This is a genomic window from Paenibacillus lentus, assembly GCF_042714055.1.
GTDB lineage: Bacteria > Bacillota > Bacilli > Paenibacillales > Paenibacillaceae > Fontibacillus > Fontibacillus lentus_A.
The window spans coordinates 296,884-323,608 of record NZ_JBHGVC010000002.1; the positions used below are offsets into that span (position 1 = coordinate 296,884).

At 44.8% G+C, this 26,725-nt stretch carries 29 protein-coding genes, 2 pseudogenes and 1 other annotated feature; of the genes and pseudogenes, 22 read left to right on the top strand and 9 right to left on the bottom strand.

Annotation, left to right across the window (positions count from 1 at the left end; genetic code table 11):
- Nucleotides 1-8: 8 nt before the first annotated feature.
- Nucleotides 9-575, top strand: coding sequence for an NADPH-dependent FMN reductase (locus ACE3MQ_RS04945; protein WP_379391246.1), 567 nt, complete (start codon nt 9-11; stop codon nt 573-575).
- A 78-nt stretch (nt 576-653) separates the two neighbouring features.
- Here the strand turns inward: ACE3MQ_RS04945 and ACE3MQ_RS04950 are convergent, their stop codons facing one another.
- Nucleotides 654-1,283: a DUF2306 domain-containing protein gene (locus ACE3MQ_RS04950; protein WP_379391248.1), complete on the bottom strand. Its 630-nt coding sequence runs from the start codon at nt 1,281-1,283 to the stop codon at nt 654-656.
- 150 nt (nt 1,284-1,433) lie between these two features.
- The gene (locus ACE3MQ_RS04955; RefSeq protein ID WP_379391250.1) at nt 1,434-2,417 is read right to left on the bottom strand and encodes a glycoside hydrolase family 43 protein; all 984 of its coding nucleotides are present in this window, start codon (nt 2,415-2,417) and stop codon (nt 1,434-1,436) included.
- Between the two features lie 250 nt (nt 2,418-2,667).
- Between ACE3MQ_RS04955 and ACE3MQ_RS04960 the strand changes: the two genes are divergently transcribed.
- The 4 genes from ACE3MQ_RS04960 (at nt 2,668) to ACE3MQ_RS04975 (ending at nt 5,693) form a co-directional block, all read left to right on the top strand.
- Nucleotides 2,668-3,186, top strand: coding sequence for a hypothetical protein (locus tag ACE3MQ_RS04960; protein WP_379391251.1), 519 nt, complete (start codon nt 2,668-2,670; stop codon nt 3,184-3,186).
- A gap of 54 nt (nt 3,187-3,240) precedes the next feature.
- The gene (map, locus tag ACE3MQ_RS04965) at nt 3,241-3,987 is read left to right on the top strand and encodes a type I methionyl aminopeptidase (RefSeq protein ID WP_379391252.1); all 747 of its coding nucleotides are present in this window, start codon (nt 3,241-3,243) and stop codon (nt 3,985-3,987) included.
- Between the two features lie 48 nt (nt 3,988-4,035).
- On the top strand, nt 4,036-4,464 hold the full coding sequence (locus ACE3MQ_RS04970; RefSeq protein WP_379391254.1) for a VOC family protein: 429 nt from the start codon (nt 4,036-4,038) through the stop codon (nt 4,462-4,464).
- A gap of 266 nt (nt 4,465-4,730) precedes the next feature.
- A complete protein-coding gene (locus tag ACE3MQ_RS04975; protein ID WP_379391857.1) occupies nt 4,731-5,693 on the top strand; it encodes an aminoglycoside phosphotransferase family protein in 963 nt (320 codons plus the stop codon).
- Between the two features lie 95 nt (nt 5,694-5,788).
- Here ACE3MQ_RS04975 and ACE3MQ_RS04980 read toward each other — a convergent pair whose 3' ends face one another.
- From ACE3MQ_RS04980 to ACE3MQ_RS04995, 4 genes are all read right to left on the bottom strand, one after another.
- A complete protein-coding gene (locus ACE3MQ_RS04980; protein ID WP_379391255.1) occupies nt 5,789-7,120 on the bottom strand; it encodes a glycoside hydrolase family 5 protein in 1,332 nt (443 codons plus the stop codon).
- A 28-nt stretch (nt 7,121-7,148) separates the two neighbouring features.
- Complete coding sequence (locus ACE3MQ_RS04985; RefSeq protein ID WP_379391257.1) at nt 7,149-7,991, bottom strand: carbohydrate ABC transporter permease; 843 nt, start codon at nt 7,989-7,991, stop codon at nt 7,149-7,151.
- 13 nt (nt 7,992-8,004) lie between these two features.
- Nucleotides 8,005-8,892 carry a carbohydrate ABC transporter permease gene (locus tag ACE3MQ_RS04990; protein ID WP_379391259.1) on the bottom strand — a complete coding sequence of 296 codons (888 nt, stop codon included), beginning with the start codon at nt 8,890-8,892 and terminating at the stop codon, nt 8,005-8,007.
- A gap of 67 nt (nt 8,893-8,959) precedes the next feature.
- Nucleotides 8,960-10,252: an ABC transporter substrate-binding protein gene (locus ACE3MQ_RS04995; RefSeq protein ID WP_379391261.1), complete on the bottom strand. Its 1,293-nt coding sequence runs from the start codon at nt 10,250-10,252 to the stop codon at nt 8,960-8,962.
- A 197-nt stretch (nt 10,253-10,449) separates the two neighbouring features.
- Here ACE3MQ_RS04995 and ACE3MQ_RS05000 point away from each other — a divergent pair, with 197 nt between their 5' ends.
- The 7 genes and pseudogenes from ACE3MQ_RS05000 (at nt 10,450) to ACE3MQ_RS05030 (ending at nt 16,844) form a co-directional block, all read left to right on the top strand.
- On the top strand, nt 10,450-11,973 hold the full coding sequence (locus ACE3MQ_RS05000; RefSeq protein ID WP_379391263.1) for a sensor histidine kinase: 1,524 nt from the start codon (nt 10,450-10,452) through the stop codon (nt 11,971-11,973).
- Nucleotides 11,974-11,979: 6 nt separating this feature from the next.
- Nucleotides 11,980-12,696 carry a response regulator gene (locus ACE3MQ_RS05005; protein ID WP_379391265.1) on the top strand — a complete coding sequence of 239 codons (717 nt, stop codon included), beginning with the start codon at nt 11,980-11,982 and terminating at the stop codon, nt 12,694-12,696.
- A 148-nt stretch (nt 12,697-12,844) separates the two neighbouring features.
- On the top strand, nt 12,845-13,318 hold the full coding sequence (locus tag ACE3MQ_RS05010) for a low molecular weight protein-tyrosine-phosphatase (RefSeq protein ID WP_379391267.1): 474 nt from the start codon (nt 12,845-12,847) through the stop codon (nt 13,316-13,318).
- A 148-nt stretch (nt 13,319-13,466) separates the two neighbouring features.
- On the top strand, nt 13,467-13,916 hold the full coding sequence (locus ACE3MQ_RS05015; RefSeq protein ID WP_379391269.1) for a MarR family winged helix-turn-helix transcriptional regulator: 450 nt from the start codon (nt 13,467-13,469) through the stop codon (nt 13,914-13,916).
- Between the two features lie 112 nt (nt 13,917-14,028).
- Entirely contained in the window at nt 14,029-15,066 is a 1,038-nt protein-coding gene (locus ACE3MQ_RS05020; protein ID WP_379391271.1) for a serine hydrolase domain-containing protein, read from the top strand.
- A 63-nt stretch (nt 15,067-15,129) separates the two neighbouring features.
- Nucleotides 15,130-16,070: pseudogene (locus ACE3MQ_RS05025) on the top strand (alpha/beta hydrolase).
- A gap of 591 nt (nt 16,071-16,661) precedes the next feature.
- Nucleotides 16,662-16,844 (top strand): hypothetical protein, encoded by a 183-nt coding sequence (locus tag ACE3MQ_RS05030; protein ID WP_055108755.1) that lies wholly within the window; start codon nt 16,662-16,664, stop codon nt 16,842-16,844.
- Between the two features lie 175 nt (nt 16,845-17,019).
- Here ACE3MQ_RS05030 and ACE3MQ_RS05035 read toward each other — a convergent pair whose 3' ends face one another.
- On the bottom strand, nt 17,020-17,274 hold the full coding sequence (locus ACE3MQ_RS05035; RefSeq protein WP_379391274.1) for an SGNH/GDSL hydrolase family protein: 255 nt from the start codon (nt 17,272-17,274) through the stop codon (nt 17,020-17,022).
- A gap of 253 nt (nt 17,275-17,527) precedes the next feature.
- Between ACE3MQ_RS05035 and ACE3MQ_RS05040 the strand changes: the two genes are divergently transcribed.
- Nucleotides 17,528-18,205 carry a YdeI/OmpD-associated family protein gene (locus tag ACE3MQ_RS05040; RefSeq protein ID WP_379391276.1) on the top strand — a complete coding sequence of 226 codons (678 nt, stop codon included), beginning with the start codon at nt 17,528-17,530 and terminating at the stop codon, nt 18,203-18,205.
- Nucleotides 18,206-18,264: 59 nt separating this feature from the next.
- On the opposite strand, the gene ACE3MQ_RS05045 is transcribed toward ACE3MQ_RS05040, so the two are convergent.
- Entirely contained in the window at nt 18,265-18,921 is a 657-nt protein-coding gene (locus tag ACE3MQ_RS05045; RefSeq protein ID WP_379391278.1) for an SGNH/GDSL hydrolase family protein, read from the bottom strand.
- 210 nt (nt 18,922-19,131) lie between these two features.
- On the opposite strand from ACE3MQ_RS05045, the gene ACE3MQ_RS05050 reads away from it, so the two are divergent.
- The 7 genes from ACE3MQ_RS05050 to ACE3MQ_RS05080 all read left to right on the top strand — a co-directional run bounded on the left by ACE3MQ_RS05050 (nt 19,132) and on the right by ACE3MQ_RS05080 (nt 23,231).
- Entirely contained in the window at nt 19,132-19,200 is a 69-nt protein-coding gene (locus tag ACE3MQ_RS05050; protein WP_379391858.1) for a hypothetical protein, read from the top strand.
- 124 nt (nt 19,201-19,324) lie between these two features.
- Nucleotides 19,325-19,765 (top strand): MarR family winged helix-turn-helix transcriptional regulator, encoded by a 441-nt coding sequence (locus ACE3MQ_RS05055; protein ID WP_379391280.1) that lies wholly within the window; start codon nt 19,325-19,327, stop codon nt 19,763-19,765.
- Nucleotides 19,766-19,935: 170 nt separating this feature from the next.
- Nucleotides 19,936-20,331 (top strand): DoxX family protein, encoded by a 396-nt coding sequence (locus ACE3MQ_RS05060; RefSeq protein WP_379391282.1) that lies wholly within the window; start codon nt 19,936-19,938, stop codon nt 20,329-20,331.
- Nucleotides 20,332-20,371: 40 nt separating this feature from the next.
- The gene (locus tag ACE3MQ_RS05065; RefSeq protein ID WP_379391284.1) at nt 20,372-20,998 is read left to right on the top strand and encodes a nitroreductase family protein; all 627 of its coding nucleotides are present in this window, start codon (nt 20,372-20,374) and stop codon (nt 20,996-20,998) included.
- A gap of 23 nt (nt 20,999-21,021) precedes the next feature.
- Entirely contained in the window at nt 21,022-21,972 is a 951-nt protein-coding gene (locus ACE3MQ_RS05070) for a ring-cleaving dioxygenase (protein WP_379391286.1), read from the top strand.
- Nucleotides 21,972-22,586, top strand: coding sequence for an alpha/beta hydrolase (locus ACE3MQ_RS05075; protein WP_379391859.1), 615 nt, complete (start codon nt 21,972-21,974; stop codon nt 22,584-22,586). The genes ACE3MQ_RS05070 and ACE3MQ_RS05075 overlap by 1 nt, the downstream gene beginning before the upstream one ends.
- A gap of 33 nt (nt 22,587-22,619) precedes the next feature.
- Nucleotides 22,620-23,231 carry a flavin reductase family protein gene (locus ACE3MQ_RS05080; protein WP_379391288.1) on the top strand — a complete coding sequence of 204 codons (612 nt, stop codon included), beginning with the start codon at nt 22,620-22,622 and terminating at the stop codon, nt 23,229-23,231.
- A gap of 62 nt (nt 23,232-23,293) precedes the next feature.
- On the opposite strand, the pseudogene ACE3MQ_RS05085 reads toward ACE3MQ_RS05080, so the two are convergent.
- Nucleotides 23,294-24,027: pseudogene (locus ACE3MQ_RS05085) on the bottom strand (cupin domain-containing protein).
- Nucleotides 24,028-24,162: 135 nt separating this feature from the next.
- Between ACE3MQ_RS05085 and ACE3MQ_RS05090 the strand changes: the two are divergent.
- Both ACE3MQ_RS05090 and ACE3MQ_RS05095 read left to right on the top strand, forming a co-directional pair.
- The gene (locus ACE3MQ_RS05090) at nt 24,163-24,729 is read left to right on the top strand and encodes a DUF1697 domain-containing protein (protein WP_379391290.1); all 567 of its coding nucleotides are present in this window, start codon (nt 24,163-24,165) and stop codon (nt 24,727-24,729) included.
- Nucleotides 24,730-24,812: 83 nt separating this feature from the next.
- Nucleotides 24,813-25,041: a binding site (T-box leader), on the top strand.
- Nucleotides 25,042-25,135: 94 nt separating this feature from the next.
- The gene (locus tag ACE3MQ_RS05095; protein WP_379391292.1) at nt 25,136-26,668 is read left to right on the top strand and encodes a 2-isopropylmalate synthase; all 1,533 of its coding nucleotides are present in this window, start codon (nt 25,136-25,138) and stop codon (nt 26,666-26,668) included.
- The last annotated feature ends 57 nt before the right edge of the window (nt 26,669-26,725 follow it).

The following is a 26,725-nucleotide window of genomic DNA, read 5'->3' on the forward strand; positions in this document are numbered from 1 at the left end:
AGTTGGATATGAAGATCGTAGCCATTTCAGGCTCTAATGTAGGCTCTAAAACACGAACGGCAATAGATGCAACATTAAGCATAGCTCGTGAGAAATATCCGGATGCAGAACTAACATTACTAGACCTGGCCGAATATGAAATGGTGTTTAGTGATGGCCGAAATTATTGGGAATACGATGGGGATACTAAATTTGTAACGGAAACTATCATGGCAGCAGATGCCATTATTATTGGAACACCTGTATTCCAAGCAGCTATTCCGGCAACCTTGAAAAATATTTTTGATTTACTGCCAGTCAACGCTTTCCGGGATAAAGTGGTGAGTATACTTGTTACAGCTGGAACAGCAAAGCATTATTTAATGGCCGAACAGCAATTAAAACCTATTTTATCTTACATGAAGGCGCATATCGTACCGGCATACGTATATATTGAGGAAAAGGATTTTCACCGCAAGGAAATTGTCAACGATGATATTTTGTTTCGCATGCAGCGTTTAGTGGAAGACACCGTGCTGCTAGTTCAAGCGTACTCCAGCATTCGTAAGGCCAAAGATGCAGAATATGATTTTTAAAGTTATAAGGCGATAACAGAGGTAATGAAGAATGAGAAAAAGATAGAATACTTGTTTAGGGGCTTAGGCATAAATATGTCAAACAAATAAAGTTTTGCTGCGTTTTACGAGGAGTGAAGGCAAAATAAGCAGCAGCGTGATCGAGCCGTATACCCCGAGGATATATGCGGTCTTATAATCGACTCCCAGTACGTTATGGGCAAGCAAGGTAATCAGGTGAATGAACAGGTTGGTGAAACAGAAGGCATAGCTGCGCAACATCCAGTTTCTGTGGCGAATTGTGTTTCTTTTCTTGATGTAGTATAGCGCGATGACCACCATGCCAGGCCAAATAATATTCAGTAAATTAAATGGTATGCTAGTCACCTTTCCGCCTGTTGCGTATGGCGCCATATAACCGGATGTAAGGCAGACAATAAAGACGGAGACGAAGTAGACGTAACCATTAATTTTATGGAATTTGCGATAGCGATTGAAGACGTATCTGGAAAAGTTTATGATCCCCGTGACCATCGCCAGGCAAGCAATTACGACGTGAACATACATGACATTGAGCCAAACGGGAATATGGATTGGTCGCTTAAGGTCGGTTTTATGACTTAAAAAGCTCGCGGCCTCCGGGTCGTGAACAAAGTTGAAGTAGACGACGTAAATGATAAAGGCGAAGGTTACTAACGCGAGAAAATATAGTGTTCTCTTTTTTAACATATTAAAATAACCTCACAGCAGATTTTTCTGGTTATGTATGTACAATTTTAATATGATACCGCATCGGGAATAATTTAACAATAGATACAACAAGGGATCGTACAACCCCAAAATAAGAGGGGGCGCATGATCCCGTTTCTAGTTTTCGTCTTAATTATGATAAGGATCGATCGTTTGAATCGTCCCATCCTCGTTGTATTTGATCTCTGTGAATTTTACGCTTCGCTTGTTGTCCGCACCTCCGGATAAGGAACTGTCATGGTAAAACAGATACCATTTTTCCTTGAATTGCACGATGGAATGATGTGTCGTCCAGCCAAGAACCGGCTTAAGGATTTTTCCTTTATAAACGTAAGGGCCCTTAGGGTCTTTGCTTATCGCATATACAATGTTGTGCGTCGAACCCGTAGAGTAGGAAAGGTAGTAATATCCGTTGTATTTGTGAACCCAAGGGCCTTCAAAAAATCTTCTCTCCTCATCGCCGGCAAGCAGCGGGTTGCCCTCCTCGTCTACAATGGAGATCTCTACAGGAGTCTCTTTGAAGGTCAGCATATCCTCGCTTAGCTCGGCAACTCTTGGCCCAAGGGCAGGCTCGTTTGCGGCAGGGCCCTCCGCGTCCGGCTTGAAGGTGCCGGTTTGCCACTTTTCCAGTTGTCCGCCCCATAGACCGCCGAAATAAATATATGCTCTGTCGTCCTCATCAACCAAGACGGCAGGATCGATGCTGTAGCTTCCGGGCATGTATTCCGGCTGCGGTGTGAATGGCCCGGCAGGCGAAGAGCTGGTAGCTACGCCGAGTCTGAAAATATCATCATGATCCCGGGCAGGGAAAAACAAATAGTAAGTATTGTTCTTATAGGCGGCGTCAGGAGCCCATAGCTGCTGCTTAGCCCATGGAATATCACGAAGGTGAAGGACTTCGCCATGGTCGACGCAAGGGGAATTCACATCCTCCATCGATAGAACATGGTAATCCTCCATGTCGTATTGATCACCATTGTCATTGGATTCCATTTCATGATCCAGATCGTGCGAAGGGTAGATGTACAGCTTGCCTTCGAATACGTGGGCGGAAGGATCTGCGGTATAAATATGAGTAACTATAGGCTCGTTCTGTTTTACAGGCTTGGTCATTTGGAATTCCTCCTTGGTTACGTCCTTAATAACTGTCGCTATTGCCCTTATTTTATCAAAATAAAAATGAAATTAGACCCTGAGAATGCTTTGTTTTTCACCAAAAAAATTTACTTTATTCCGAAGTTGTCGGAGAGCATGCATAAAATGCTGACACATGGGATATTGATATTCAGATGATTAAGTGATATAAATGCATTGAATACATTAATGCATTTAATTTAAGGAGTACTACTAAGGAGAGAGTCCGATGTGCCCAATTTTATCCCGTGAAAACTATTTTCTAACGGTGATTAATGAAGCCAACCAACATGAAGTGAAGAGAGGAAGCCTAGAGCAGGAGATGAGAGAAGTTCTGCTGAAGCTTGCTGAATCGGTTCGGTCTAATGAGGCCATTTCTGACAACCTGCTGCACAGAGTCAATCATATTTTTGAACAGTATCAAGCAGTCCGGTTAAAGGTAAGCCTTGTTTCAAAAATAGAAGATCTATTCTTCGATGAAGATAAGGTCGAACGAACCAGCCAACAAATTTTGCTGCATACGGAGTTTGTAGATGAACCGGATCAATTAAAACGGAAATACATGGAGGCGATAATCAGTTTGCTTGAAGCCATAGAGAAAAATACGTTGAATTTGCAAACCTGCATCCATTGCGGGGATTGGTATATTCCTTATCAGCGTGCTAAAGTGGCTAAATTTTGCAGCTCAAATTGCCGAAATCGTCATCATTATATCCACAGGAAAATAGAGACGCAGGCTTCGCTGTGACTACTTGCAGCGATGAAATAATCACAATGAAATAATGAATAAGGAGAAATGACCATGATTACTTTAAAATCCGATAGAGAAATACAACTCATGCATGAATCAGGAAAGCTGTTGGCAGCCTGCCATAAAGAATTAGCGAAAATGATCGAGCCGGGTATTTCCACCTTGGAAATAGATCATTTTGTAGAGAAATACTTGAAAAAACATGGAGCCACTGCTGAACAGAAGGGGTATAAGGGATATGAATTTGCCACTTGCGCATCGATTAACGATGAAATATGCCATGGGTATCCCCGGAAAGCCCCGTTAAAGAATGGCGATATTGTCACGATTGACTTTGTTGTCAATTTAAATGGCAGCCTGGCCGACTCTGCCTGGAGCTATGCGGTTGGACATATTTCGAACGAGGCAAAGGAATTATTGGAAGTGACGGAGAACTGTTTGTATAAGGGGATTGAACAAGCTTGTATTGGCAATCGCATCGGGGATATCGGCCATGCCATTCAGACTTATGCGGAATCCAAAGGATTCTCGGTCGTTAAAGACTTCACCGGTCATGGCATTGGGGCCACCATTCACGAAGATCCGCAAATTCTCCATTATGGTTCCCCGGGAAGAGGAATAAGACTTAAAGAAGGCATGGTGATCACCATCGAGCCTATGATCAATGAAGGCTTGTGGCAGAGCCAAATGGATGCGAACGGTTGGACAGCGAGAACCATCGACGGCAAATTATCGGCACAGTATGAACATACGATAGCTATAACTAAAAACGGCCCGCTTATTTTAACGCAGCAATAACTGCAGCTGAATCGGCGATGATAACAATAGGGAGTGTGCATCGTATTTATGAAACCGCGTGTGACTGTGCTTACGCTAGGCGTAGATGACCTGCAAAGGTCGCTGCAATTTTATCGGGATGGACTGGGCTTTCCGACAGAAGGTATTGTGGGACAGGAGTTTGAGCATGGGGCCGTGGCTTTTTTCGATTTGCAGGCTGGCTTGAAGCTGGCCATTTGGAGCCGCAAAGATATCGCGCACGAAGCCAAGGTGCCGCTGACGGTGTCCAGTTCTACCGAAATGACGATCGGCCACAATGTGGGCAGCAAGGAGGAAGTCGATCAAGTCATAGAACAGGCCAAAGCGGCTGGTGCAACCATCACAGACCCGCCGCATGAAACCTTCTGGGGCGGATACTCGGCTCATTTCCTTGATCCAGACGGTCATTTATGGGAGGTTGTCTGGAATCCAGCGTGGGAAATCGATGAAGAGCTTTAACTTGTAGGCGGGAAACTTTGATTAAAATCAAATTCATGCATCCCCTCCGGCACCGTCTGATCAGACGCCACAGCAATATAATAATCTAGATCCTTCCGTTCATGCAGGTACTGACACCCAGTACGCCAAAAGGCGGTTTGTTCATTAGGGCGCATACTTTCGGAAACATTCCGTTTTAAACTATCATAATAGTTAAGTCATAATAAAAAAATACGGAGAATCACAGTGGCCGAATCCGATGTAGGTGCATCGGATTTTTTTTGAAAATGAGTCGGGGACACTGTTCGTCATATAAACTGTCAAAAGAGGTGATCATCATTTATAGTGAAATACCGAATGCCAGCACATGGACTAACATCGAAGAGATTCATGCAGGCTGGTCGAGCGACAAAAAATACTATATCCGGACGCATGACGATAGGAAGCTGTTGCTTAGATGGGCGGATAGATCGCAATATGATCGAAAAAAACAGGAGTTTGAAGCTGTAAGGCAGCTGGAGCATCTGGATATTCTCATGTCTCGTCCAGTGGATTTCGGGATCTGCAATCAGGGTCAATCCGTGTATTCCTTGTTCACTTGGGTTGAAGGAGAGGATGCAGCCGAAGCAATGGCCAGGTTGAATCCTGCGGATCAATACCGGCTTGGCGTGAAGTCTGGAGAAATATTAAGGGCAATGCATGAAATTCCCGCGCCGAGCCAATTCCCATCATGGGCCGAGCGATATAATGCTAAAATCGATAAATATATCGCGAATTACAGGGCAAGCGGGCTTCATCTAAAGGAAGCAGATAAGGTTCTAAGCTTTATCGAAGGTCATCGATATTTGTTAGATCAGCGGCCGTTGACATTTCAGCATGGCGACTATCATATCGGCAATATGGTGATTACTGACTCCGGCGAGCTTGGCATCATCGATTTCAACAGGGTTGATTATGGCGATCCTTGGGAGGAGTTCAACCGGATTACCTGGTGCGCCTTCCAGAGTGCATCGTTCGCGTCGGGCCGTATTCACGGGTATTTTCATAACGAAGTGCCCGATACATTTTTTAAATTAATGGCATTATATATCGCGAGCAACCAGATTTCATCTATTCACTGGGCCATTCCCTTTGGTGAAGCAGAAGTAGCGCAAATGCTGGAACGAGCGGAGAAGGTGCTGGCATGGTATGACGATTTTGAAGCGGATGTACCGAGCTGGTATTTGCCTAAAGGTGAGATGGAGCGGTAAATCCCGCATAGCCTAAAAAAAGGCTGCCGAGCTTCCTCGACAGCCTGAGAACCATCCATATAAGGTTCCTTGTTGCATAAATCCATTTATGCATTCTACGTATATTTTTTGATTAGCAAGGAGAGCTCATCCCAGCTCGTGCAATTGTTGAAATGAAATGATTCAGGCAGGCGGTAGGCTTCTTCCCATGGCATCAATTGAAGAAATGGTTTTAAATGCTGTTCTACGCATATGACCTGCATGATCGTTCTCATTCTGAACTGCAGCTCATAGCGCAAATCCGCACTTATCGGCTTAAAATAAGTTTCAGCCATATGATCTACCAGTTGTTCCCCTTTAGCTTGTTCCTCGTGCTGATTCCATTCTTCTCTGATTTTCGAAGTAAGCTTGATCCATGGCGTATCCTCCTGCGGATAGACGATTCCCATACAAGCTGCATCCTTGTACGTCCACAATGTCCAAGATACGTCATAGCTCTCGCATAGATCCAGCATGTCTTCAATGATTTCAGTCTGTAATTGAATGGACTCCTCATCCAGAACGAGGCCAAATTCGCCGCACCATACGGGTCTATTATATTTATCGCGGATGCTTACTAGTCTTTCAAATTCGGTTAAAAATATTTTCTTTCGATCTTCCCGCTTCATTTCCGGGGATAGAACAGCAGGCTCATCGACGAAAGGATAAAAATGAAACGTATACGCTACCTGCGGATCCTCTACCGGATCAAGCATCGAAAAGTCTGTTGAGAAGCGGTTGCCTTCAATAAAAATAATATGGTTGGTGTCATACTTGCGAATTTCGGAAACCACTTTATCGTAGAATTCATTAAAAACGACGGCATTCTTAACCATGGATGGCTCGTTCACAATATCATAGCCGGCGACCCAAGGGTTATTGCGATAATATTTGGCAATGTGGCCCCAAAGTGCGATGACGGTGTCCCGCAGAGCGCCGTAATTCCATAGCATCGGAATACCGCTGGCGGTATCGCAATGCCAATCCGGATTTTGGCCTCCAGGGGTCGTATGAAGATCCAGGATGGCATAAATTTCATGCTTTTCACAAAGCGATATAATATGATCCAAGTATTTAAATCCCTCTGTTTTAAAGGAATCGGGGTATTGGTCATCCAAAAAGAACTTATAGCTGAACGGGATTCGCAGCAAGTTAACGCCCAGATCCTTCAAAAATTTAAAATCGTCCTCATCTACAAATTCCATTAGAAATTTATCGAAGAACAAAGAGCTTTTCTCTTCGCCGTAGACTTCTGAAAATATTTTTTTGATCAAGGAATCCGTGCCGGGAAGACCGATCATAAAATGCTCTAAATTCATCCAGGAGCCGAGTCCAAAGCCGCGGAATACAATTTTCTCACCATTTACCACAAAATCCTGCGAATGTACTTGAACAAAGTTTTTTTGCATTTTTCTTTTCCTCCAAGGAGTTCATTTATTAGTTTTTCATGCCTGTCGTAGCAATGCCTTTAGTGAAGTACTGCTCCCCGATCAGGAAGATGATAATCATGGGAATGGTCGCACATACCGTTCCGGCCATTAACAGGCCGTAATCCATCGTGTGCTCGGTTTGGAACAGTTTTAGCCCGATCTGTATGGTTTTTAGGGAATCATCATGGAAGTAGATCAGCGGAGCCAAATAGTCATTCCACATAAAAGTAAATGTAAATATAATGAGCGTGGACAAGGCTGCCCGGGATAAAGGCATGATGATCTTCCAGTAAATTTTCCACTCATTGCAGCCATCAATCCGGGCCGCATCATTCAGCTCATCGGGCAAAGTCATGAAAAACTGCCGCAATAGAAAAATTCCGAAAGCACTGAAAATCTGGATAAGAATATAGCCGGAATGCGTATTGTAGAGCCCTAATTTACTGATAATCGAAAACTGCGGCACCATGATCGAGTGCCAGGGCACCATGATGTTGGTTAGAAACAACATAAATATAACGTTCTTAAAAGGCACCTTTAATTTCGCAAAGGCATAGGCCGCCATGGAACAAATCAAAACCTGTAATGAAGTGATGATTAAAGTGAGTTTCGTTGTATTCAGAAAGTACTGCCCAAAGGGAATCGTCATCCAAACTTGCTCGTAGTTTTTCAAGTATAAGGACTTTGGAATCCAGCTCATCGGATCACGAAATATTTCAACATCCGTTCTTAGAGATGTAGCGATCATCCAAAGGAATGGAAAGAGCGTGACGAGAGAGGAGAGCAGTACAACAAACAACAATATCCAATAGAACAACTTTTGTACTTTCAAGTTATCCAAGATGCTCAAATTGCTCTCCTCCTTAGTAAGTGACCCATTTTTTCTCCAGTCTGAATTGAATCAGGGATATAACCATAATGATGAGAAATAGAACAGTAGACATGGCAGAGGCATAACCCATCCGATAATGGATAAATGCTTCCTGATAGAGCCGGAACACGAGTACATTCGTCGAGCGTCCAGGCCCGCCATCCGTCAATACGGATACGAGGTCAAAGACCTGGAAGGAGCTTACGACCGTTAATATCAATACAAGAAATAGCGTCGGCGATAGACCTGGCAGCGTTACATAGCGAAAACGCTTGAACGCATTTGCTCCGTCCAGTTTAGCTGCCTCATAAAGATATTCCGGTACTCCTTGAATGCCTGCTAACAAAATCATCATGTAATAACCAAAGCTCTTCCAGACCGCGATGAGGACGATAGCAATCAAAGCCCACTTCGAGGACATCAGCCATTCCGGAGGATTGGCAATGCCTATTCCCTTCAACATGGAATTCACAGGCCCTCTCAATGGATTAAGCAGCAATCCCCAAACGATAGCAATCGATACCATGGAAGTAATATGCGGGAAGTAAAATGTCATCCGAAAGTACTTCCGCAAATGAATAATACGGTTTAACGAGACGGCTGATAGTAAAGCCAAAATGATCGTAAGCGGAACAAATAACGCCGCATAAATGAAATTGTTCTTCAGGGAGATTTTGAAATAATCGTCCCGGAACAAGTTCACATAGTTTTCTAGTCCGATGAAGTTTGATTTTAGATTAAAACCACCATAATCGGTAAAGCTCATGACAATCCCATAGATCAGAGGGAAAAGAATGAAGACAGAAAACAGTAAAAATGCCGGTAAGATAAAGAGTACTCCTGGTAAGTAAGCACGGAGTTTACTCGATCGATCGATCATGATTGTTCAAACCCTCCTGTAAAAAAACGGCTGCCACCATTGCAATGCAGCCGTTTTTTACGTCTAATTATTGCTGGAGCAATTGATTGCGTTGTTGTTGGAATGTATTCATGGTTGTCTCAAGATCTTGTTCTTGGAACAGATACAGATCCCGTTGCTCACTGAATATACGATTGACCTCATCGATTTTCGGAACAGGCTGGTTTTCCATCACGGTTTTGGCATCAAAGAAGTAGCTGCTTCCTTGAATATTTGTAGCTTTCAGGTAAGACTCTTTGGTATCTTTGCTTGAGAAGGCAGGCAGTACGTTGGATTCGGCGATCATGGTTCCACCTTCATTTCCAGTAACGTACTTCACGAATTCAAAAGCGGCTTCCTGATTTTTACTAGCCGGATTAATGCCAATAAAAGTGCTGACTCCGCCAACGGTCGTTTGATCCTGTACTCCATCAGGAAGGGGGAGCGGCGCCATATCGAATTCAATATCGGTCTTGCCAGTGTCAATATCCGCCTTCAGCATATTAATGGTCCATTCCCCGTTAATTAACATCGCTACATTTCCAACCTCAAACTGTTTAATCCAGTCAATACTTTCTCCCTTCATTTGCTTATAGCTCATATGAGATTGATCTTCATAGTAGATCCGATTCAGGAACTGAAGGAAGCCTTCAACCGGTTCAAGATTGTCGTCGAGAATAGTGCTGCCGCTTTGCAGCCCGCCAAGAGGAGCGATTAGCCAGTCTGCATAGTAACCTCCCCATTGCTTGTCCACTCCCTCTCCTTTCGTAAGCTGTTTAGCCAATTCCGCATATTCGTTCCATGTCATCTGTTCGGGATATTCAATCCCTTCCTTATCAAAAATAGCCTTATTATAGAAGATGGCATATTGTGAAGTGCGGTAAGGCAAAGCGAAATATTTCCCTTCCGTCAGAACGGTAACGATATCTTGGAAGCTCGGGCCATAGGCGCTAACCTCTACTTTGGAATTCTTGATCTGCTCCGTTAAATCAAGCAGCTGGTTTTTTTGTGCGTACATCCCTAAACTGGCTGTCCCGTTTATGCTGTATACATCCATTTGGGATCCGCCGGACAAATTCGTCATAATTTTGGTATTATACTCGTCGGCGTCGTTGCTGATCGTGTTGAGCTTGACTTCGATGTTTTCATGCTTTGCGTTGAAGTCATCGACGATTTTTCTCATATAATCTTCTTCATCCGTCCAGGTGTAGTACTGAAGCACGGCTTTGTCACTGGATTGCCCTGCGTTGTCGTCCTGCTTGCCGTTGCCTCCACATGCAGTCAGACTCAAGATGAGAACAAGCGCGAGCAGCAGACTAGCATATTTTTTGTGATGTTTCATTTTCGTTGACCCTTCCCTTCATGTTGTGTCATTCATCATTCGCTATTATTGTATCAATCCACTCCGGCGTTCTATAAGGTTGAAGTTTCGCTATCATTCATCGGCTGCAATGGTAAAAGGTTGATAAATTATCAACCTGTACACGAAAAAGGCAGTGATCTATAATGAAGTAATAATATTAAAAGAAGTGAGCAGCGATGTTTCTGATCTTCATGCTTATCCTGATCGTCATCATAGTGGTTTTTGCATTTTTACAGAGAAGCTACACGAAAGCCACCATGTTTATGATGTTCATGGTAACCTCCTACTTATTTGTTGTTCTCACCGTCATTATTTACATGTCTAAAGACGCTTATCATTACAATAGCCTTTATAAATATTTCGGAATTACTCAAACCATTCAGAATCAACTGGTTTTTCTACCTATTTCCCGTTATTCCCTTGTCAGAATTATGAATTTCTTTACGCTGTCGTTTTTATATACCGGACTATGTTCCGCTATTTTCTTCTCGATGAATATCGAAAAGAAGAAAGAAAAATGGTTGCTGCTATTGCTCACGGTTCCGGCAATCATTCAGTTTGTTTTATATGACCCTTCGGTTTACACCGGGTTGTATTATCGGTTTTATTCCCCTGAATTTGTTGCTGCTTATGATTGGTTTCATAGAATCACTCTTGTCATCAATACGGCCTATATCGTAGCTGGCCTGTTCCTGTTTATTTATGCCTTTTTTGATGCGCCAAAGGTTCGTCTGATCCGAAGCAATATTTTAATGATTCTTATTTGCTATGTTTCGATTCAGGTGACTTATTACTACATGCAGTACTGGGCGCCTAACGTTTTGATCATCGTATCCAAAGCCGCTCATTTTACGCGGTTCAAACCGATTAATTTAGCCGGCAAGCCTTCGATGTATACACTTTTGCCTTATATTTCGGCGTTTTGTCTTGTCCTTTGTTTATATGGCATATACAAATATGCCCGTATTCAAAACCGTATTAAGAACAGGGACTCACTCATTTCGCGAAATATAGATTCGGCTGTAGTTACATCAAGGGTGTTCAGTCATTACATTAAAAATGAAATGCTGGCTCTTATTGCACAAAGCGAATTTTTGCAAGACATGTGCAAGGATCAGGCGGAAGTAAGACAAGAAATTCAAGTCATCGAGCATCGCTGCCGAAATTTATATGGCCGTTTGGATGCTATTCATCAGAAAAACTTGAAATCAAAGATGGATTTGAAGCCGGTGTCCTTAAGCAGCCTTGTGGAAAATTTGCTTGAAGAAATGCATCTTCAGCTGAAGGATATTCATGTTGATTTTTCCAAGTCCAAGCAGCAGCCGCTGGTCATGGCAGATTCTTTTTACTTATCCCAAGGCGTGGAGAATATCGTTTCCAATGCCGTTGACGCTCTTGAGAATATTCCAGACAAAATCAGAAGAATCCATATCGAAATTAACATTAAAAATAAATGGGTAGAACTGGTCATTCGTGATAATGGCGCAGGGATTCCGGAAAAATATTTGCATCAAATTTTCCAGCCCTTTTTCTCATCCAAACCCACGTCAAAAAATTGGGGGATGGGCCTGTCCCTATGCCACAACATCATCACAGCGCATGAGGGGAAGGTAGCCGTAGAGAGCACAGAGGGAGAAGGCACTGCATTCAGAATGGTGATTCCTTTACTTGCCATCATAAATAATGAACCGGGAGATTGAGGAAAAATGAAGGAACAGATGATTAAAGTTCTTCTAGTAGAAGATGATCATTTAATCGCCAAGCGCTATCAAATGATTTTAGCCAATGATCCGCAGATTGAATGTGTAGGAAGAGCAGCAAATGGTTATGAAGCCACGATGCTGGCTGCTCTGCATTCCCCGGATGTCATCCTCATGGACATTGAACTGGAAGAGAAAGAAGCGGGACTGCGAGCCACTGCCGAGATATTAACCTATATGCCTGATATCAAAATCGTGATCCTGACCGTCTGTGAAACGGACAACACCATTTTCCATGCCTTTGAACTGGGAGTTACCAATTATTTGTTGAAGCACATGCCTGCGGATGTCATTATAAATTCGGTGAAGGATGCTTATTTCGATAAGCCTACCTTGCATTCCAATATCGCCAATAAAATCACGCGGGAGTTCAAACGGATTAAGACCGCTGAGGATAGCCTTTTGAAAAACTTCCACATCATCACTCAACTGACGCCGACTGAAATTGAAGTACTCGAATTATTAATGAAGGGATATAATCGGCAAGAAATCTGCAGGATGAGACATGTAGAAGTTTCGACGATCAAGTCGCAAATCAACAGTATCCTTAAAAAGTTTGAAAAGGACAGCGTTCAACAAGTTGTTGCGCTGCTTCAAGAGCTTCATTTCCTGGAAATATTAAATCAGCGGAAGGGTAAGCCATCTCGTCTCCCTATGGGATAGCTGGATTTAAAATTTGCTTGATCATGCTGCAGGACATTGATAAAGTACCGGTTTATTAGTAAAGTGAATAGAAGCGCGTTTCGCAGGCTTAACGATAAATAGAGATAAAATGTGCGTGTGACGGATGATAGGAGGAGTTATTGTAGTCATGATTAAAGTATTGTTTGTGTGTCTCGGTAATATTTGCAGATCTCCGATGGCGGAAGCCGTCTTTCGCAGCCAGGTGAAGGAAGCCGGGTTAGCGGATCGAATCGAAGTTGATTCTGCGGGCACGGGGGATTGGCATATCGGCAAACCGCCGCATGAAGGAACTCGTCAAATATTAAAGCAATACGGCATAGATGATGCAGGGATGTTTGCCAGACAGGTTAGCAAAAATGATTTCGATGACTTCCAATACATCATTGCCATGGATGACATGAACGTCAAGGATTTGGCGCAGTGGTTCCCGGAAGACCGCAAGGTGGAAGTGAAGAAGCTGCTTGATTTTGTGCCGAAGCATGCCGGAGGAAATGTCCCCGATCCGTATTATACAGGCAATTTCCAAGAGGTATATGACATGGTAGACGAGGGCTGCAAGCGTCTGCTTAACGATATTAGGGAAGAGCAAGGCTTGAATTGAATCCGTTTTGCAGAATCAACGGTGAAGCAATAAGGAGGCGGCTGCGTTATGCAGCCGTTTTTTTGTTTGGAGTTGACAAAGCGGTTGGCAATGAAGTATCTTAATGCTAATAAATAGTTAACCAAACTTAAATATTAGTGGTGATAAAATGAATGAAGAACTTCTTTCTTTCGTTCGAGAAATCAATGAAATCGAATATGCATGTAATACGATGTTGGCTAAAGAATATGCAGGCTTGTTGGATGAGAGCATTACGAACAGCCAAATCATTATGCTTGGTCACATTCATAAGCATGGCCGCCTTCTCACAGGTGAATTATCAAAGATGATGAACATTACGCCAAGCGCCGTCAGTCAGACATTAAATAAGCTGGAGAAAGGAGGTTATATTAAACGTTCCATTAATCCCGGCAATCGGCGGGAAATTTTTGTTGAACTGGATATCAAAGGCGTAAGTTATATAGATCGCAATGAGGAGATCGAGAAATCGATTATTAACCGTTTCTATTCCAAGCTTGATATGGCTGATCTAAAAGCATTAAGGGACATTATGAGAAAATTCAAGCAAATTATAGAGAAAGAACAGAACAACTTGTAAGTATTTTTCAGAGGAGCAGAGCGTATTTTTTTGGCCAATTGTTAAGTGTGGTTAAATATTTACTTAAGTTAATAATTGTCTTGGATTTTTGGATAAAGGAGCTGTGTTCTCTATGAGTTTACAATTGTACGGATGTTTAGACGAACCTCTTCAGCAAATGGCCTTGCCTTATACAAGCAAACGAAAGCATGCTGTCTTGTCCATTGGCATCGTATCGCAATCGACGATGAGGACATTCGGCTACGGTAATATAACCCCATTTGGTACATCTTCCTACGGGAACATTATTTATGAAATCGGATCTTTGACCAAAGTATTCACTACATCACTGTTGTCGCTCCTAATTAAAAGAAATGTCGTTCGCCTGGAGGATTCGATTGGCTTGTACGAGGACTCCCTGTCGAATGCACACCCAATTACACTTCGACACCTTTCTTCACACACTTCTGGATTGCCGTCTGTGTCCTGCATAAAAGCCCTCCAAAACCGCTTTGATAAGAGAAACTCCCGTGATCCGTATTGCATGTTTGACGTTAAGGAAACTATAGCCTATCTACAGAAGATTTCTTCAAAACGTGTTGGCAAAAAATTTCGATATTCTAACGAAGGAATGGGAATGCTCGGTCGGATCATCGCCAAGGCGATGGGAACAGACATTGAGGAGGCGTTGCTCAAGCATATTTGTCAACCGCTTGCTATGATGGACACGACAATCTCTTTATCCTCGGAGCAGAGGGGACGATTAATTCCCGGATACGCAGGTAAAGATATTCAGCAACCTGAGCTGGTGATGAGGGATTTTGCTGGAGCAGGGGCATTGCGTTCTACCGTATCTGATTTACTTCGATTTTTAGCGTTACACATGAATATGCAACAACCCGCATCTCCAATAGATAAAGCGTTTCGTTACACGTATATGCAGCATCATAGCATAAGCAAGGATATGGGCGTCGGGCTGGGCTGGATTATCGATAATCGCAATGGATGGGTATGGCATAATGGCAGTACGCACGGTTATTCAAGCTTCATGGGTTTTATTCCAAATAAGCAGCTTGGCGTAGTAATTCTCTCTAATTACCGCCAGAAGCTTTGGGACGATACGCTGGAGAGTATGGGAAATGAAATGCTAAAGCTAATGCAAACGAAGTAATCTATTCATCCATTGGGTAATAACTAGTAAGGAACCCTACTTCAATGGATGGAGATGATTGTCATGACAAAGAAAGTTGTGCTGGAAGAAGCAGCATTTCAATTTGTGAGGAAAAATGCAGAGCCTCCTTATCTATTTGAGCTTGGCCCGGAAAAAGGCCGTGAAGCTGTTGATACGGAGCAATCCGGTGAAGTGAAGAAGCTGCCCGTCGATATTTAGACTTAGATATTCAAGACGGGTCGAGAGGACAGGTATCGGTTAGACTGCTCAGGCCACAGAACGTGAGCTGTAAACTGCCCATCATTTTATATATCCATGGAGCTGGCTGGGTGTTCGGCAACGCTCATACCCATGATCGGCTCATTCGCGAACTGGCTGTCGGCACGCAAGCCTGCGTTGTATTTCCAGAGTACAGCAGATCTCCAGAAGCAAAGTACCCGACGGCTATCGAAGAAATTTATACGGTACTGCAATGGGTGGTTGATCATGGCGAAGAGCATGGGCTCGATACCGAACGCTTATACGTTGCAGGGGATAGTGTAGGCGGGAATATGGCGGCAGCCATCACATTCATGGCGAAGGAACGCAAAGGGCCGAAGATCCATAAGCAATTGCTGTTCTATCCTGTAACCGATGCCGCTTTCGATACGGAATCTTATCAAGAGTTCGCAGCCGGATATTTCCTGCGGCGGGATGCGATGCAATGGTTCTGGGATCAATACACGACAGATAAGAATGAAAGAGCACAAATTACAGCCTCTCCGCTTCGCGCAGCGAAGGAGCAGCTCGCCGGATTGCCGCCGGCCCTGATCATTACTGCTGAAGCCGATGTGCTTCGAGATGAGGGTGAGGCTTATGCCAATAAACTCCGTGAGGCAGGAGTAGACGTAACTGCTGTACGCTTCCAGGGAATTATTCATGACTTTGTCATGCTCAATACCCTGGCTGGCACAAATGCGGCCAAAGGAGCCATATTGCTAGCGAATGCCTGGCTGAGAGCGTAAGAAGCGGTAGTTGTAGTTGAGACTAAGAGCAGTAAGCTTCTTCTTTTAAGGAAGACTTGCTGTTCTTTGTGTTTCGGAGATTAAACCGTATATTTATGTAATTCATCGGAAAGGTACAAAGCGTCTTTAAAGCCTTGAAGATAGATATTTCTTTCTAAAATGGTTTGCAGAGAAATCTGTGTATCCTCGTAAAGAAATAGGATATCGTGAAGTTTATCGGGTATTGACTCCCGCATTTGGTGTAAATATCGTTCACGTTCCTTGAACATCTCATAATATTGGGAGTTTGTTCGGGCCAATTCTTTATAAAGTAATTTCAACCGATGCTGAATAAGCGGTTCAATCAAAACTTCTAATGAATGGGATATCATTATTGCCTCCAAATTAATAATATTATGTATTCAGTTGGTTTTGTTAAGAATGTGAGTTGAGATTAAAAGAAGTGTGGGTCGGCTATTGAGTAAAGTATTGTTAAAACTATATTAGTTCTAACAATTATTATAAAGTGACATCACTATGATGTCAAAGTGATTCTATATAAAATTATTTCACAATGATACAATATTGACATCACTTTTAGGGAGTAGAATAATGGCGACTGATAAACGTGTTTTTACTCTGCGACTACAGGAAAGTAATTTTGAGAAGATTAAGTACATTGCGAATATAAATAAAAGATCTATTGCAATGCAAATTGAATACTTAATTGAGCAGCACATTGAAGAATACGAAGAAATTAATGGCTCCATACCGATTGGAGATAAAAACCTATAGTGTTATAACAAAATGACCTCTGATAGATTTTTTATCAGAGGTCATTTCGTTAGTTAAATGAAGTCCTATATCCACAAAGCGTTTATAATTAAGTTGTGTTATTTAGCGACAGGTGAACCGTCAGGTTTTGTTTATATAAAATAATTATGGATTACAGCCTTAATCCCTGCCCCACTCAAACCCAATTTCTTTCAAAAACGCCCGGGCCAGCACCATATGTCCCGGATAGTAGGATGAAGCGATCCCAGGCCAAGGCTGCAGGGTACAGCTCCTTCAGCACCACGTTAAATGTCGCTTGCGAATCAAACACCGCCCCGGCTTCCGCTGCAATTTGCTTCACAAATGCCTCGTACTCATCCATGGTCTTACGTATCTTGTCCTCAGGATTGGGCTCAAATAAAAACGGCGTCAACAAGGGCGACATACCCATTGCCTAGTACGCCGTACACTCCTTCACCGAGCAGTCGTTGGCGATCACAGTCCGTAATCGAGTCTCCAATGAACAGCAGCTTTTGTCTTTTTTCAACAGCATTCTCTTCGAATTGTCCCTTCGGGTAAATGACTGATGAGGAATAAGTCTTTAACTCACTTTTTACTTGGACTTCCTTAATTCCTGCTTATACTTTATGTTATTATGAATATTAGACAGCTTGATTGCATGCTAAGAAAGGTTGGAGAAGATAATGAGTCCGCAGAATAACGTAGTTGCCAAACTAAATTTAAATAAATACGCTTCGAAGCTAATTTTGAATCAACCGGAGGATATCGAGGACTTTAAAGATCTGCAATATGATACGGAAATGACGAAGGAGAAATATGATCTTATTTTTGTATTCATATTTAATATGGATCAATTCAAGGAGTATTTGGATCTCGTCATTCAAAAGCAAGCCATTCATGAAAATGGCTATTTGTTTTTTGCCTATCCGAAGAAAAACAACCGTAAATACAAGGAATATATCGATCGGGACAGCTTCTTTCAACAAAACCAGATCGATGAGGAAGGGTACGTATCCGGCAGTACTTTGAAGTTTTCGCGGATGGTCAGCATGGACGATGTATTTACGGTTATTGGGCTGAAAGCCCAAGCCTCGAAGAAGGGCAAGTCGCCAAGCGCGAAGAGCAGCCAGCGGGTTGACGATTATGTGGATTACGTCCCAAGCATTCGGAATTATTTGAGCAGCAATAAGGAATTGCTGGACAAATACAATAATTTAGCTGTTGGATATCAGAAGGACTGGGCACGTTATGTGTACAGCGCGAAAAGAAGCGAAACGCAGGAGAAGCGTTTGCTGCAGATGTGCGATATTCTAGCCCAGGGATATAAGTCGATTGATTTGTATAGAGCAAGAGGGGAATAGAGATTTCGAGCAGTCCGTCTCGGAATAGAGGACGGACTGCTTTTTGTATTATTACATTCTTAACCCTTATTCCACTCAAACCCGATTTCCTTCAAAAATGCCCGAGCCAGCACCATATGTCCTGCATAGGAAGGATGGACACGATCCCAGGCCAGGGTTGCCGGGTACAGCTCCTCAAGCACCACGTTAAACGCCGCTTGGGTATCGACGAATACCGCTCCGGTTTCAACAGCAACCTTTTTCACGATCGCCCCGTATTGATCCATCGTCTTGCGCATTTTGTCCTCCGGATTGGGCTCCAAATAAAACGGAGTCATCAACACAAGCCCCTTCAAATGCGGCTTTGTTTGGTTCACTAGCTTGCGTAAAGTCTCTTCATATTCCTCGGCATAGACATGCCACTCGGGAATAAACGGCGTATCATATTGCCGCCATACATCGTTAATTCCGATCATGATGGATAACCAGTCCGGCTTCTGATCCAATACATCCTCTTGCCATCTCTCCTGCAGATCGCGTACGGTGTTGCCGCTGTTCCCTTTGTTTACGATACGGATACCCATCTCCGGGTAAACAGCTTGCAGCAAAGCATCAACCAAAGCAACATATCCTTTGCCTAAAGCGAAAAACAACCCTTCTCCATTCGGTTGTTGGCGTTCGCAATCCGTAATCGAATCCCCAATGAACAGCAGCTTTTGTCCTTTTTCCAACAGCATTCTCTTTGTATTCTCCCTTCGGGTATGTGACTGATAGCCAATCATTGATAACGCTACTAAAATCACTTTTCTACCTGAATGCCTTAAATCCTCTTTTGAGGCTAGGAGAATTAGAAGAACTTGTGAAGGAAAGGGGAGCAGACCTTACAAGAAATACAACTGGTCTGCATCCGTTTGGAAGCAGATTAAAGCAGGAGAGTCTCGCTCGGCATGACGAAGGAACAGGTTCAGTTCTCTTGGGGGAGTCCTATTGCGAAAAGCAGTTTAGTTAAGGTATAGGGACTTTTCGGCTTCGATATACTAAGATAAAAACTCGACCGCAAAAATAGATTTGACAATCGGCGAAAAATGGTATATCTTTAATTCAAGATGTTTGAACACGAGATAAATGGAGGTGACTGAAATGCCGGATCAAGAACATACGGCTTCGCTTAAATTGTTCGTTGTCCTTTCTAAAGCATACAAAACGATTATGGATCAAGCGATCAAAGACATGAAGCGGCGCGGCTTATCACCTTCGGAATTCACGATTCTCGAAGTATTGTATAACAAAGGCCGGATTCCTCTCCAGCAGATTGGAGATAAAATTCTGATCACCAGCGGAAGCGTGACCTACAATATCGACAAGCTTGTCCAGAAGGGGCTCATTCGGCGCGTACCTTGCGAACAGGATCGGAGAGTGATCTACGCCGAAATTACGGCGGACGGAAACGAGCTATTCGAGCGGATATTTCCCGATCATTCCGAGTTCGTTCATTCGAGGCTAAGCGGCCTCGACTACGAAGAGAAGCTTCAGGCGATTGAACTGCTGAAACGTCTGGGCAAAGGGGCGGAGAGCTCATAGGAAAGCTGGCGGGTAAGCTCGTAAAGCGATGGTTCGGCTAACAGATCGGGAGGGATTTTCATTGTATCTTGAAATACTCGAAATTCACCGATCTGCGGCTTCTTTTTTTCCTAAATATCTTTAAATAAAGATAATGAACTTAAAAATAAATGTGGAAGGATGTATAAATTATGCTGGATTTAGGTTTATTGTTGATTCGTTTAGTTGTAGGAATATTGTTCATCGGCCATGGAGCACAGAAATTATTCGGGATGTTCGGCGGCTACGGCCCCAAAGGCACCGGAGGCTGGATGGAGTCGATCGGCATTAAGCCGGGGGTTCTTATGGCGGTATTGGCAGGCCTTATGGAATTTGTCGGCGGGCTGCTCTTCACGCTCGGGTTATTGACGCCGCTGGCCGCTGCACTCATTGCCCTAGCCATGGTAGGGGCTATTGTTAAGGTGCATTTCAAGAATGGCTTGTGGGCAACGGCAAACGGCTATGAATACCCGCTTGTTCTACTCATCGTTGTGATCGGTGTTGCATTAACGGGCGCAGGTGTTTATTCGTTGGATGCTCTTTTTTAAAAAGTAGAAAATAAAACTTTGGTTGATGGAGGATTATATCATGGGCGAACTAGTGAATGTGGTAAAGGATAGAAGGTCTGCTATGAAGTTTCATTCCGAGGTAACGATCTCTGATCAGGAGCTGGAGGAGATGTTCAGTCTTGTGAAGTATGCGCCGTCTGCTTTTAATTTGCAGCATGCGCATTACGTGATCGTTAAAGATCCCGGGAAGAAGAATAGAGTGTACGAGGCCGCGAATAAGCAATACAAAATCAAGTCTGCATCCGCAGCTATTCTCGTACTAGGCGACTTGAATGGCTTCGAGAATGTGAGACAAATGAACGAGGGAATGCTGCATTTGGGCATTATAAATAAGCAGGAACTAGATATGACGGTGGAATCGGTGACTCAGTTCTATGAGGATCGGGGAGATGCCTTCAAGCGGGATGAGGCGATTCGCAACGCGAGCCTGTCGGCCATGCTCTTTATGCTGATTGCCAAGGACAAAGGCTGGGATACTTGTCCGATGATCGGCTTTGACCCGGAGCAAATGCGGAAAGAGCTGAACATTCCGGATCGCTATGTACCGGTCATGCTGATTGCCCTGGGGAAAGAGGATGTATCGGGACAGCGGCTGCGCGGTTACCGCAAGCCGGTAGGAGAATTTGTTACTTATAACGGCTTTTAATATTAAAAAAGGAGTGTATGATTATGACATTACAAACAGCAGGCATTCATCATATCACGGCTTTTGCGCGGAGTCCGCAGGAGAACGTCGATTTCTATGCTGGTATTCTCGGTTTAAGATTGGTGAAAAAAACGATTAACTTCGATGCCCCCGAGGTATATCATCTGTACTTTGGAGATGAACACGGCAGTCCGGGAACGATCATTACCTTCTTCCCATCGCCGGGCTCCCGGCGGGGGAAGGTCGGAGGAGGCCAAGTGGGGATTACGACGTATGTCGTACCGCCGGGCTCGCTTGATTTCTGGGAGGATCGGCTGAAAGGGTTTGGGGTCTCCCTGACGAAAGCCTCGCGGTTTAATGAAGAATACCTCCATTTCCGGGATAACGAAGGATTGTGGATTGAGCTTGTAGAGCGGGAAGCAGGAGCGAACAGCACCTGGTCGTTCGGGGGCATTCCTGCAGACAAAGCGATCAAAGGTTTTGGCGGCGCTGTCTTGTTTAGCGTGAATACCAAGCAAACGATGCGCGTGCTGGAGGACGTTCTTGGATTAAGCAAAGTGGCGGAGGACGAATTCTACGCCCGGTTCCAAGCTTCGGGAGAGATCGGCAACATTATCGATGTGCCGCTGAAGGACATGGAATGGGGCAGCGGCGGAGCGGGTACCGTTCACCATATCGCCTGGCGGGCAAAGGATTTCGACGAGCACGAGCAATGGCAGCAAAAGGTCGGGGATAGCGGCTATCAGCCGACACAAATTATCGACCGCCAGTACTTCAATGCCATATACTTCCGGGAAAAAGGCGGCATACTATTTGAAATAGCGACCGATCCTCCAGGCTTTGCCCGGGATGAGGAACCGGAGGAGCTGGGCCAGAAGCTGATGCTTCCGTCATGGTTCGAACCGGTACGTTCGCAGATCGAGGCGAATCTTGAACCGTTTGAAGTTAGGGTGCTAGAGGAGGGAACAAAGTGATGAGACATATTTTTGAAAAAGGGACTGACTCAGGAGCGCCTACGCTTGTGCTCCTTCATGGAACTGGCGGAACAGAGCGGGATTTGCTCCCGCTCGCCAAGCTGGTATCTCCGAATTCATCCGTTCTTTCGGTGAGAGGGAACGTGCTGGAGAACGGGATGCCGCGTTTTTTCAGACGGCTTGCGGAGGGCGTATTCGATGAAGAGGATTTAGTGTTTCGTACGAAGGAGCTGAATGATTTTCTGGATCAGTCCGCAGAGGAATACGGATTTGATCGTAGGAATCTAGTAGCGATCGGTTACTCGAATGGAGCGAACATTGCGGCCAGCCTGCTTTTTCATGTTGAACATGCCTTCAAAGGAGCGATTCTTCATCATCCGATGGTTCCTTTGCGGGGGCTTCAACTTCCGAACTTATCGGGCGTACCGGTATTTATCGGCGCGGGAAGCAATGATCCCATTTGTTCGCCAAGTGAAACCGAAGAGCTTAAGGGGCTGCTGAGTGGAGCGGGGGCCGACGTAACCGTGCATTGGGAAAACTTCGGTCACCAGCTGACAAGCAGTGAAGTGAATGCGGCAGCTGCCTGGTTTCGCGAAAAGATGGGCAGCGCCTGATTTGCAAAAAATAAGACGGGAGGCAAATGCATCGTGATATCTATTGATCCGGCAGCGCAGAGTGAGCGGGATAATTATAAGCTGCTCATCGGCAGCGTCATTCCAAGGCCTATTGCTTTCGTAACGACCTTGTCCGAGAAGGGAGTTCTCAATGCCGCGCCCTTCAGTTACTTTTCAATCGTATCAAGCTCGCCTCCGCTGTTGTCCATCGCTGTGCAGCGCAAGAACGGGGAAGCGAAAGACACAGCTAGAAATGCGATTGCTCGCGGAGAACTGGTGATCCACATCGTCGATGAAAGCATGGCTGCAGCCGTCAATGAGACTGCAGCGAACCTGCCGCCGGAGGAAAGTGAAATTGCTTTGACCCGGTTGTCGCCGATCGCCAGCGAGGTCGTTGCCGTTCCCGGAATCCGCGAAGCGAAGGTTCGGATGGAATGCGTGCTTGATCAATCCGTGACGCTAGGGGGAACGGAGGAAGCACCGACCACGGACTTGCTTATTGCCCGCGTCGTACGTTTTATCATGGACGAAGAGATTTACAAAAACGGTTATATCGATCCTGTGAAGCTGAACCCGGTCAGCCGTTTGGCTGGGAGCTTCTATGCTAGCCTTGGCAAGCGGTTCGAGATAGAACGTCCGCAATAAAAATCATATAGCCTTCATAATAAAAACTTGAGCCGACCGTTTGCCGGCTTGACGTCGTTCCATTATTTAGGCTCCTCGTGGCGATCGGGATATTTAACGACAGGCCACTTTTCTTTCCGCAAGGCATCCAGCAGTTCAGGGCCAACATGAAGATTATCGGCTACAAGGCTCCGAGGTGTGAGGGCCATCCACTGATTTAACGAAACATCAGCGAACCGGTCTCTCTTGAACATTTCCAGAAACCATAACGATTCCGTTCCGGTATTTTGAATATAATGGCCAAAAGCAAAAGGAACATAGCCGACATCGCCCGCCCTGTAGTCGAAGGTGCGGGCGATTCCGTTTCCGGCAAATACGGTCATTCGCCCTTGTCCCGTGAGGTAGTATTGCCACTCGTCGTTATTGGGATGCCAATGGAGCTCTCGCATGGCGCCGGGCTTAATCTCGACCAGGGCAGCGGCAACTGTTTTGGAGATGGGGAAATTCGAGGAGTCCACGATCCTTACGCTTCCCCCGGGCGTTACTAGCGGTTTCTGAGCCAGGAGACGGTGCTTGAAGCTCAGCGGTACGGTGCCGTAAGGGGATGGGTATCGGAGAAAGACATTTTCAGATTGGGCACCAAACCGGCATCTGTAACAGGCGGAACGAGCATATTCGGGTTCTCTAAGTCTCTCAGCACATCGCGCGGTCCTAAATCTGGCCCTCCTGCGCCATCGCTTCGGATCGGCTGAGGTACGATAAAGGGCTTGTTATGCCCCGGATAAGGATCTTTCAAGATAGCTGTCCTCCAATGCATCGAAATGACGAATCCTCTAAATATTTCTATTGGGGAATGCTTGGTTATTATGAGCCCGAATAACCCTTGGGTTTATTAGCATAAATTTTCTATGCTATAATTCGTTTAAGATGAGACTAGGCGGTGTGACGGAATATGATATACATTGCTCTGCTGCGGGGGATCAATGTCGGCGGCAAAAATATAATCAAAATGGCCGAGCTAAGGCGCATATTTGAAGAGGAGCTTGGCCTGGCCCGAGTACAAACCTACATTCAAAGCGGAAACGTCTTGTTTGAATCGGACGAGGAGGAAGCGGTGCTGTGCAAACGGATCGAGCAGGGGATCGAATCAGCCTTTGCAATTTCAGTAAGCGTTATACTAAGGACGGCCTCGGAATTGCGCAGCGTTGCGGCGGGATGCCCTTTTACCGAACTGGAGATCGCCAAGGCCGCTGAATCATCCACTGGAGAGACTCTGTACGTTTCTATTTTACAGAAGGCATTGCCTGCTGAACAAGTAGACAAGCTGCATGCCACCGACTTTGGTGAGGATAAATACATCATTAAGGGCAAGGAAATCTATCTATTATTCAGCAATAGCTCCCGGAATTCAAAGCTGTCCGGAAGACTCGATAAACTAGGCGTTCCCGCGACGGTACGCAATTTCAAAACGCTGAACAAGCTCATTCATTTAGCGAATGAGATGGAACAAAATTCATAAATGCTGCATCGTTTATGGAAGCTCAATAAAGAGGTAGTTGACAACGAAAGGATACGGGCATATAATATCCAATAAATTCAAACTTAAATGTGATGAATAGAAATAGTAGAAGTGAAATGACCTTGCAGAGAGCCGTTGGTTGGTGGGAAACGGCAGCGTCATTCAGTTCGAACTCGTCTATGAACAGCTGCCTGACATGTAGGGCCAGCCGGAATTCCACCGTTACAGGGATAGATGGTGTTAGCCATCGAATGAGCTCATTTCTTGGGAAATGAATTAGAGTGGTACCGCGGGTTAAACCTCGTCTCTATACGTAGAGACGGGGTTTTTTTGTTGGTTAAATTCCGGGTTTAACCAACCCCGCTTCACATATATATTTTTAATATGGTTTAGGAGGTAACGATTCATGAATCGTAAAATAATCGTACTGGATACGACTCTACGTGACGGGGAGCAGGTTCCAGGTGCAAAACTAAACATGCAGCAGAAGATAGAGACCGCACAGCAGCTCAAGCGTCTGAATGTCGATATTATTGAAGCCGGTTTTCCGGCATCATCAGTGGGTGATTTCCAGGCTGTACAGGAAATTGCCAGAAGCGTCGGGGATAGCGTAACGATTACGGCCCTGGCAAGAGCCGTTAAAAACGATATTGATGCCGTTTACGAAAGCATAAAATTGGCGCAAGACCCGCTGATTCACATTGTGCTGGGTACGTCGAACATTCATGTAGAGAAGAAATTCAGCCGTTCGAAGGAAGCGGTGCTTCAAATGGGAGTCGATGCTGTAAAATATGCCAAAACACTGCTTCCCCATGTGCAGTATTCTACCGAGGATGCCTCGAGATCGGATTTCGAGTATTTATGGAAGACGATCGAAGCCGTCGTTAAGGCAGGCGCAACCATGATCAATGTGCCTGATACTGTCGGTTATGCTGTACCCGAGGAATTTGGCGAAATGATCCGCAACATCCATGAACGGCTTAAAAACTTGGATGACAAGGTCATTCTAAGCGTACACTGCCATAATGATCTCGGACTGGCCACGGCCAATACGCTCAGTGCCATTAAGAATGGAGCCGAAAAAATCGAATGCACGATTAATGGGCTCGGAGAGCGAGCAGGAAATGCTTCGCTGGAGGAAGTGGTAATGGCGCTTAAGGTAAGAGAAAGCTTCTATCAGTGCCATACCGATATCAAGACGCAGGAGCTTCTTCGAACCTCCAGATTAGTAAGCCATTTGACGGGACTGGATGTGCAGGTGAATAAGGCCATTACGGGCGAAAATGCTTTTGCACATTCCTCCGGCATTCACCAGGACGGCTTGCTGAAGGATAAGCAGGTCTACGAGGTTATGTCGCCGGAGGAGGTTGGAGCGGACAGCATGGAATTGATTCTGACGGCCCGTTCCGGTAGGCACGCTTTTAAGAGTACGGTAGAGAAGCTGGGCTTTGACACGGGAGATGATGCTGATTTTGAGCAGCTTTTTCAGAAGTTTTTACAATTGGCCGATGCGAAGAAAGAGGTATATGATCACGACGTGTTCTATCTAATCACAAACCATCGGACGATTGATGATCACAGCAAGCATCTTTATGAGCTCGTCTCTTTTCAAGTGATTACGAATGATCTGTATCCTACGGCGATCGTGGAGCTGAAGAAAGGCGCCGAATCATTAAAAGGCAGCGCCGTTGGAGACGGCCCGATCGATGCACTGTACAGCGTCATCCGATCTCTGGCCGGCCTCGACGTTCAGCTTGAGGATTACAAGATCAGCAGCCTGTCTCGCGGCAAGGAAGCTGTCGGCCGGGTGAACATCCGCATTCAATATGAAGGCAAAATTTACTCGGGCCGCGCGATGGATACCGATATCATCAAAGCCAGCGCAATTGCCTTTTTAAATGGCATCAACGGAGTTCTGCTCGAACAGAGGATTCAATAAAACAATACTGCTATAACGAATGCGGGTGAAGGCACAAATCGGCCTCCACCCGCATTC

Excerpts from the sequence above, each read along its gene's own strand:
- ACE3MQ_RS05065 (WP_379391284.1), top strand. The coding sequence starts at position 20,372 with ATGGGCGAACTAGTGAATGTGGTAAAGGATAGAAGGTCTGCTATGAAG.
- ACE3MQ_RS05000 (WP_379391263.1), top strand. The coding sequence starts at position 10,450 with ATGTTTCTGATCTTCATGCTTATCCTGATCGTCATCATAGTGGTTTTT.
- ACE3MQ_RS05015 (WP_379391269.1), top strand. The coding sequence starts at position 13,467 with ATGAATGAAGAACTTCTTTCTTTCGTTCGAGAAATCAATGAAATCGAA.
- ACE3MQ_RS05010 (WP_379391267.1), top strand. The coding sequence starts at position 12,845 with ATGATTAAAGTATTGTTTGTGTGTCTCGGTAATATTTGCAGATCTCCG.
- map (WP_379391252.1), top strand. The coding sequence starts at position 3,241 with ATGATTACTTTAAAATCCGATAGAGAAATACAACTCATGCATGAATCA.
- ACE3MQ_RS04970 (WP_379391254.1), top strand. The coding sequence starts at position 4,036 with ATGAAACCGCGTGTGACTGTGCTTACGCTAGGCGTAGATGACCTGCAA.
- ACE3MQ_RS05030 (WP_055108755.1), top strand. The coding sequence starts at position 16,662 with ATGGCGACTGATAAACGTGTTTTTACTCTGCGACTACAGGAAAGTAAT.
- ACE3MQ_RS04980 (WP_379391255.1), bottom strand. The coding sequence starts at position 7,120 with ATGCAAAAAAACTTTGTTCAAGTACATTCGCAGGATTTTGTGGTAAAT.
- ACE3MQ_RS05060 (WP_379391282.1), top strand. The coding sequence starts at position 19,936 with ATGCTGGATTTAGGTTTATTGTTGATTCGTTTAGTTGTAGGAATATTG.
- ACE3MQ_RS04960 (WP_379391251.1), top strand. The coding sequence starts at position 2,668 with ATGTGCCCAATTTTATCCCGTGAAAACTATTTTCTAACGGTGATTAAT.
- ACE3MQ_RS04950 (WP_379391248.1), bottom strand. The coding sequence starts at position 1,283 with ATGTTAAAAAAGAGAACACTATATTTTCTCGCGTTAGTAACCTTCGCC.
- ACE3MQ_RS05040 (WP_379391276.1), top strand. The coding sequence starts at position 17,528 with ATGAGTCCGCAGAATAACGTAGTTGCCAAACTAAATTTAAATAAATAC.
- ACE3MQ_RS05035 (WP_379391274.1), bottom strand. The coding sequence starts at position 17,274 with ATGGGTATGTCGCCCTTGTTGACGCCGTTTTTATTTGAGCCCAATCCT.
- ACE3MQ_RS04990 (WP_379391259.1), bottom strand. The coding sequence starts at position 8,892 with ATGATCGATCGATCGAGTAAACTCCGTGCTTACTTACCAGGAGTACTC.
- ACE3MQ_RS04955 (WP_379391250.1), bottom strand. The coding sequence starts at position 2,417 with ATGACCAAGCCTGTAAAACAGAACGAGCCTATAGTTACTCATATTTAT.
- ACE3MQ_RS05095 (WP_379391292.1), top strand. The coding sequence starts at position 25,136 with ATGAATCGTAAAATAATCGTACTGGATACGACTCTACGTGACGGGGAG.
- ACE3MQ_RS05045 (WP_379391278.1), bottom strand. The coding sequence starts at position 18,921 with ATGCTGTTGGAAAAAGGACAAAAGCTGCTGTTCATTGGGGATTCGATT.
- ACE3MQ_RS05070 (WP_379391286.1), top strand. The coding sequence starts at position 21,022 with ATGACATTACAAACAGCAGGCATTCATCATATCACGGCTTTTGCGCGG.
- ACE3MQ_RS04945 (WP_379391246.1), top strand. The coding sequence starts at position 9 with ATGAAGATCGTAGCCATTTCAGGCTCTAATGTAGGCTCTAAAACACGA.
- ACE3MQ_RS04995 (WP_379391261.1), bottom strand. The coding sequence starts at position 10,252 with ATGAAACATCACAAAAAATATGCTAGTCTGCTGCTCGCGCTTGTTCTC.
- ACE3MQ_RS05020 (WP_379391271.1), top strand. The coding sequence starts at position 14,029 with ATGAGTTTACAATTGTACGGATGTTTAGACGAACCTCTTCAGCAAATG.
- ACE3MQ_RS05055 (WP_379391280.1), top strand. The coding sequence starts at position 19,325 with ATGCCGGATCAAGAACATACGGCTTCGCTTAAATTGTTCGTTGTCCTT.
- ACE3MQ_RS05075 (WP_379391859.1), top strand. The coding sequence starts at position 21,972 with ATGAGACATATTTTTGAAAAAGGGACTGACTCAGGAGCGCCTACGCTT.
- ACE3MQ_RS05005 (WP_379391265.1), top strand. The coding sequence starts at position 11,980 with ATGAAGGAACAGATGATTAAAGTTCTTCTAGTAGAAGATGATCATTTA.
- ACE3MQ_RS05090 (WP_379391290.1), top strand. The coding sequence starts at position 24,163 with ATGATATACATTGCTCTGCTGCGGGGGATCAATGTCGGCGGCAAAAAT.
- ACE3MQ_RS04975 (WP_379391857.1), top strand. The coding sequence starts at position 4,731 with ATGAGTCGGGGACACTGTTCGTCATATAAACTGTCAAAAGAGGTGATC.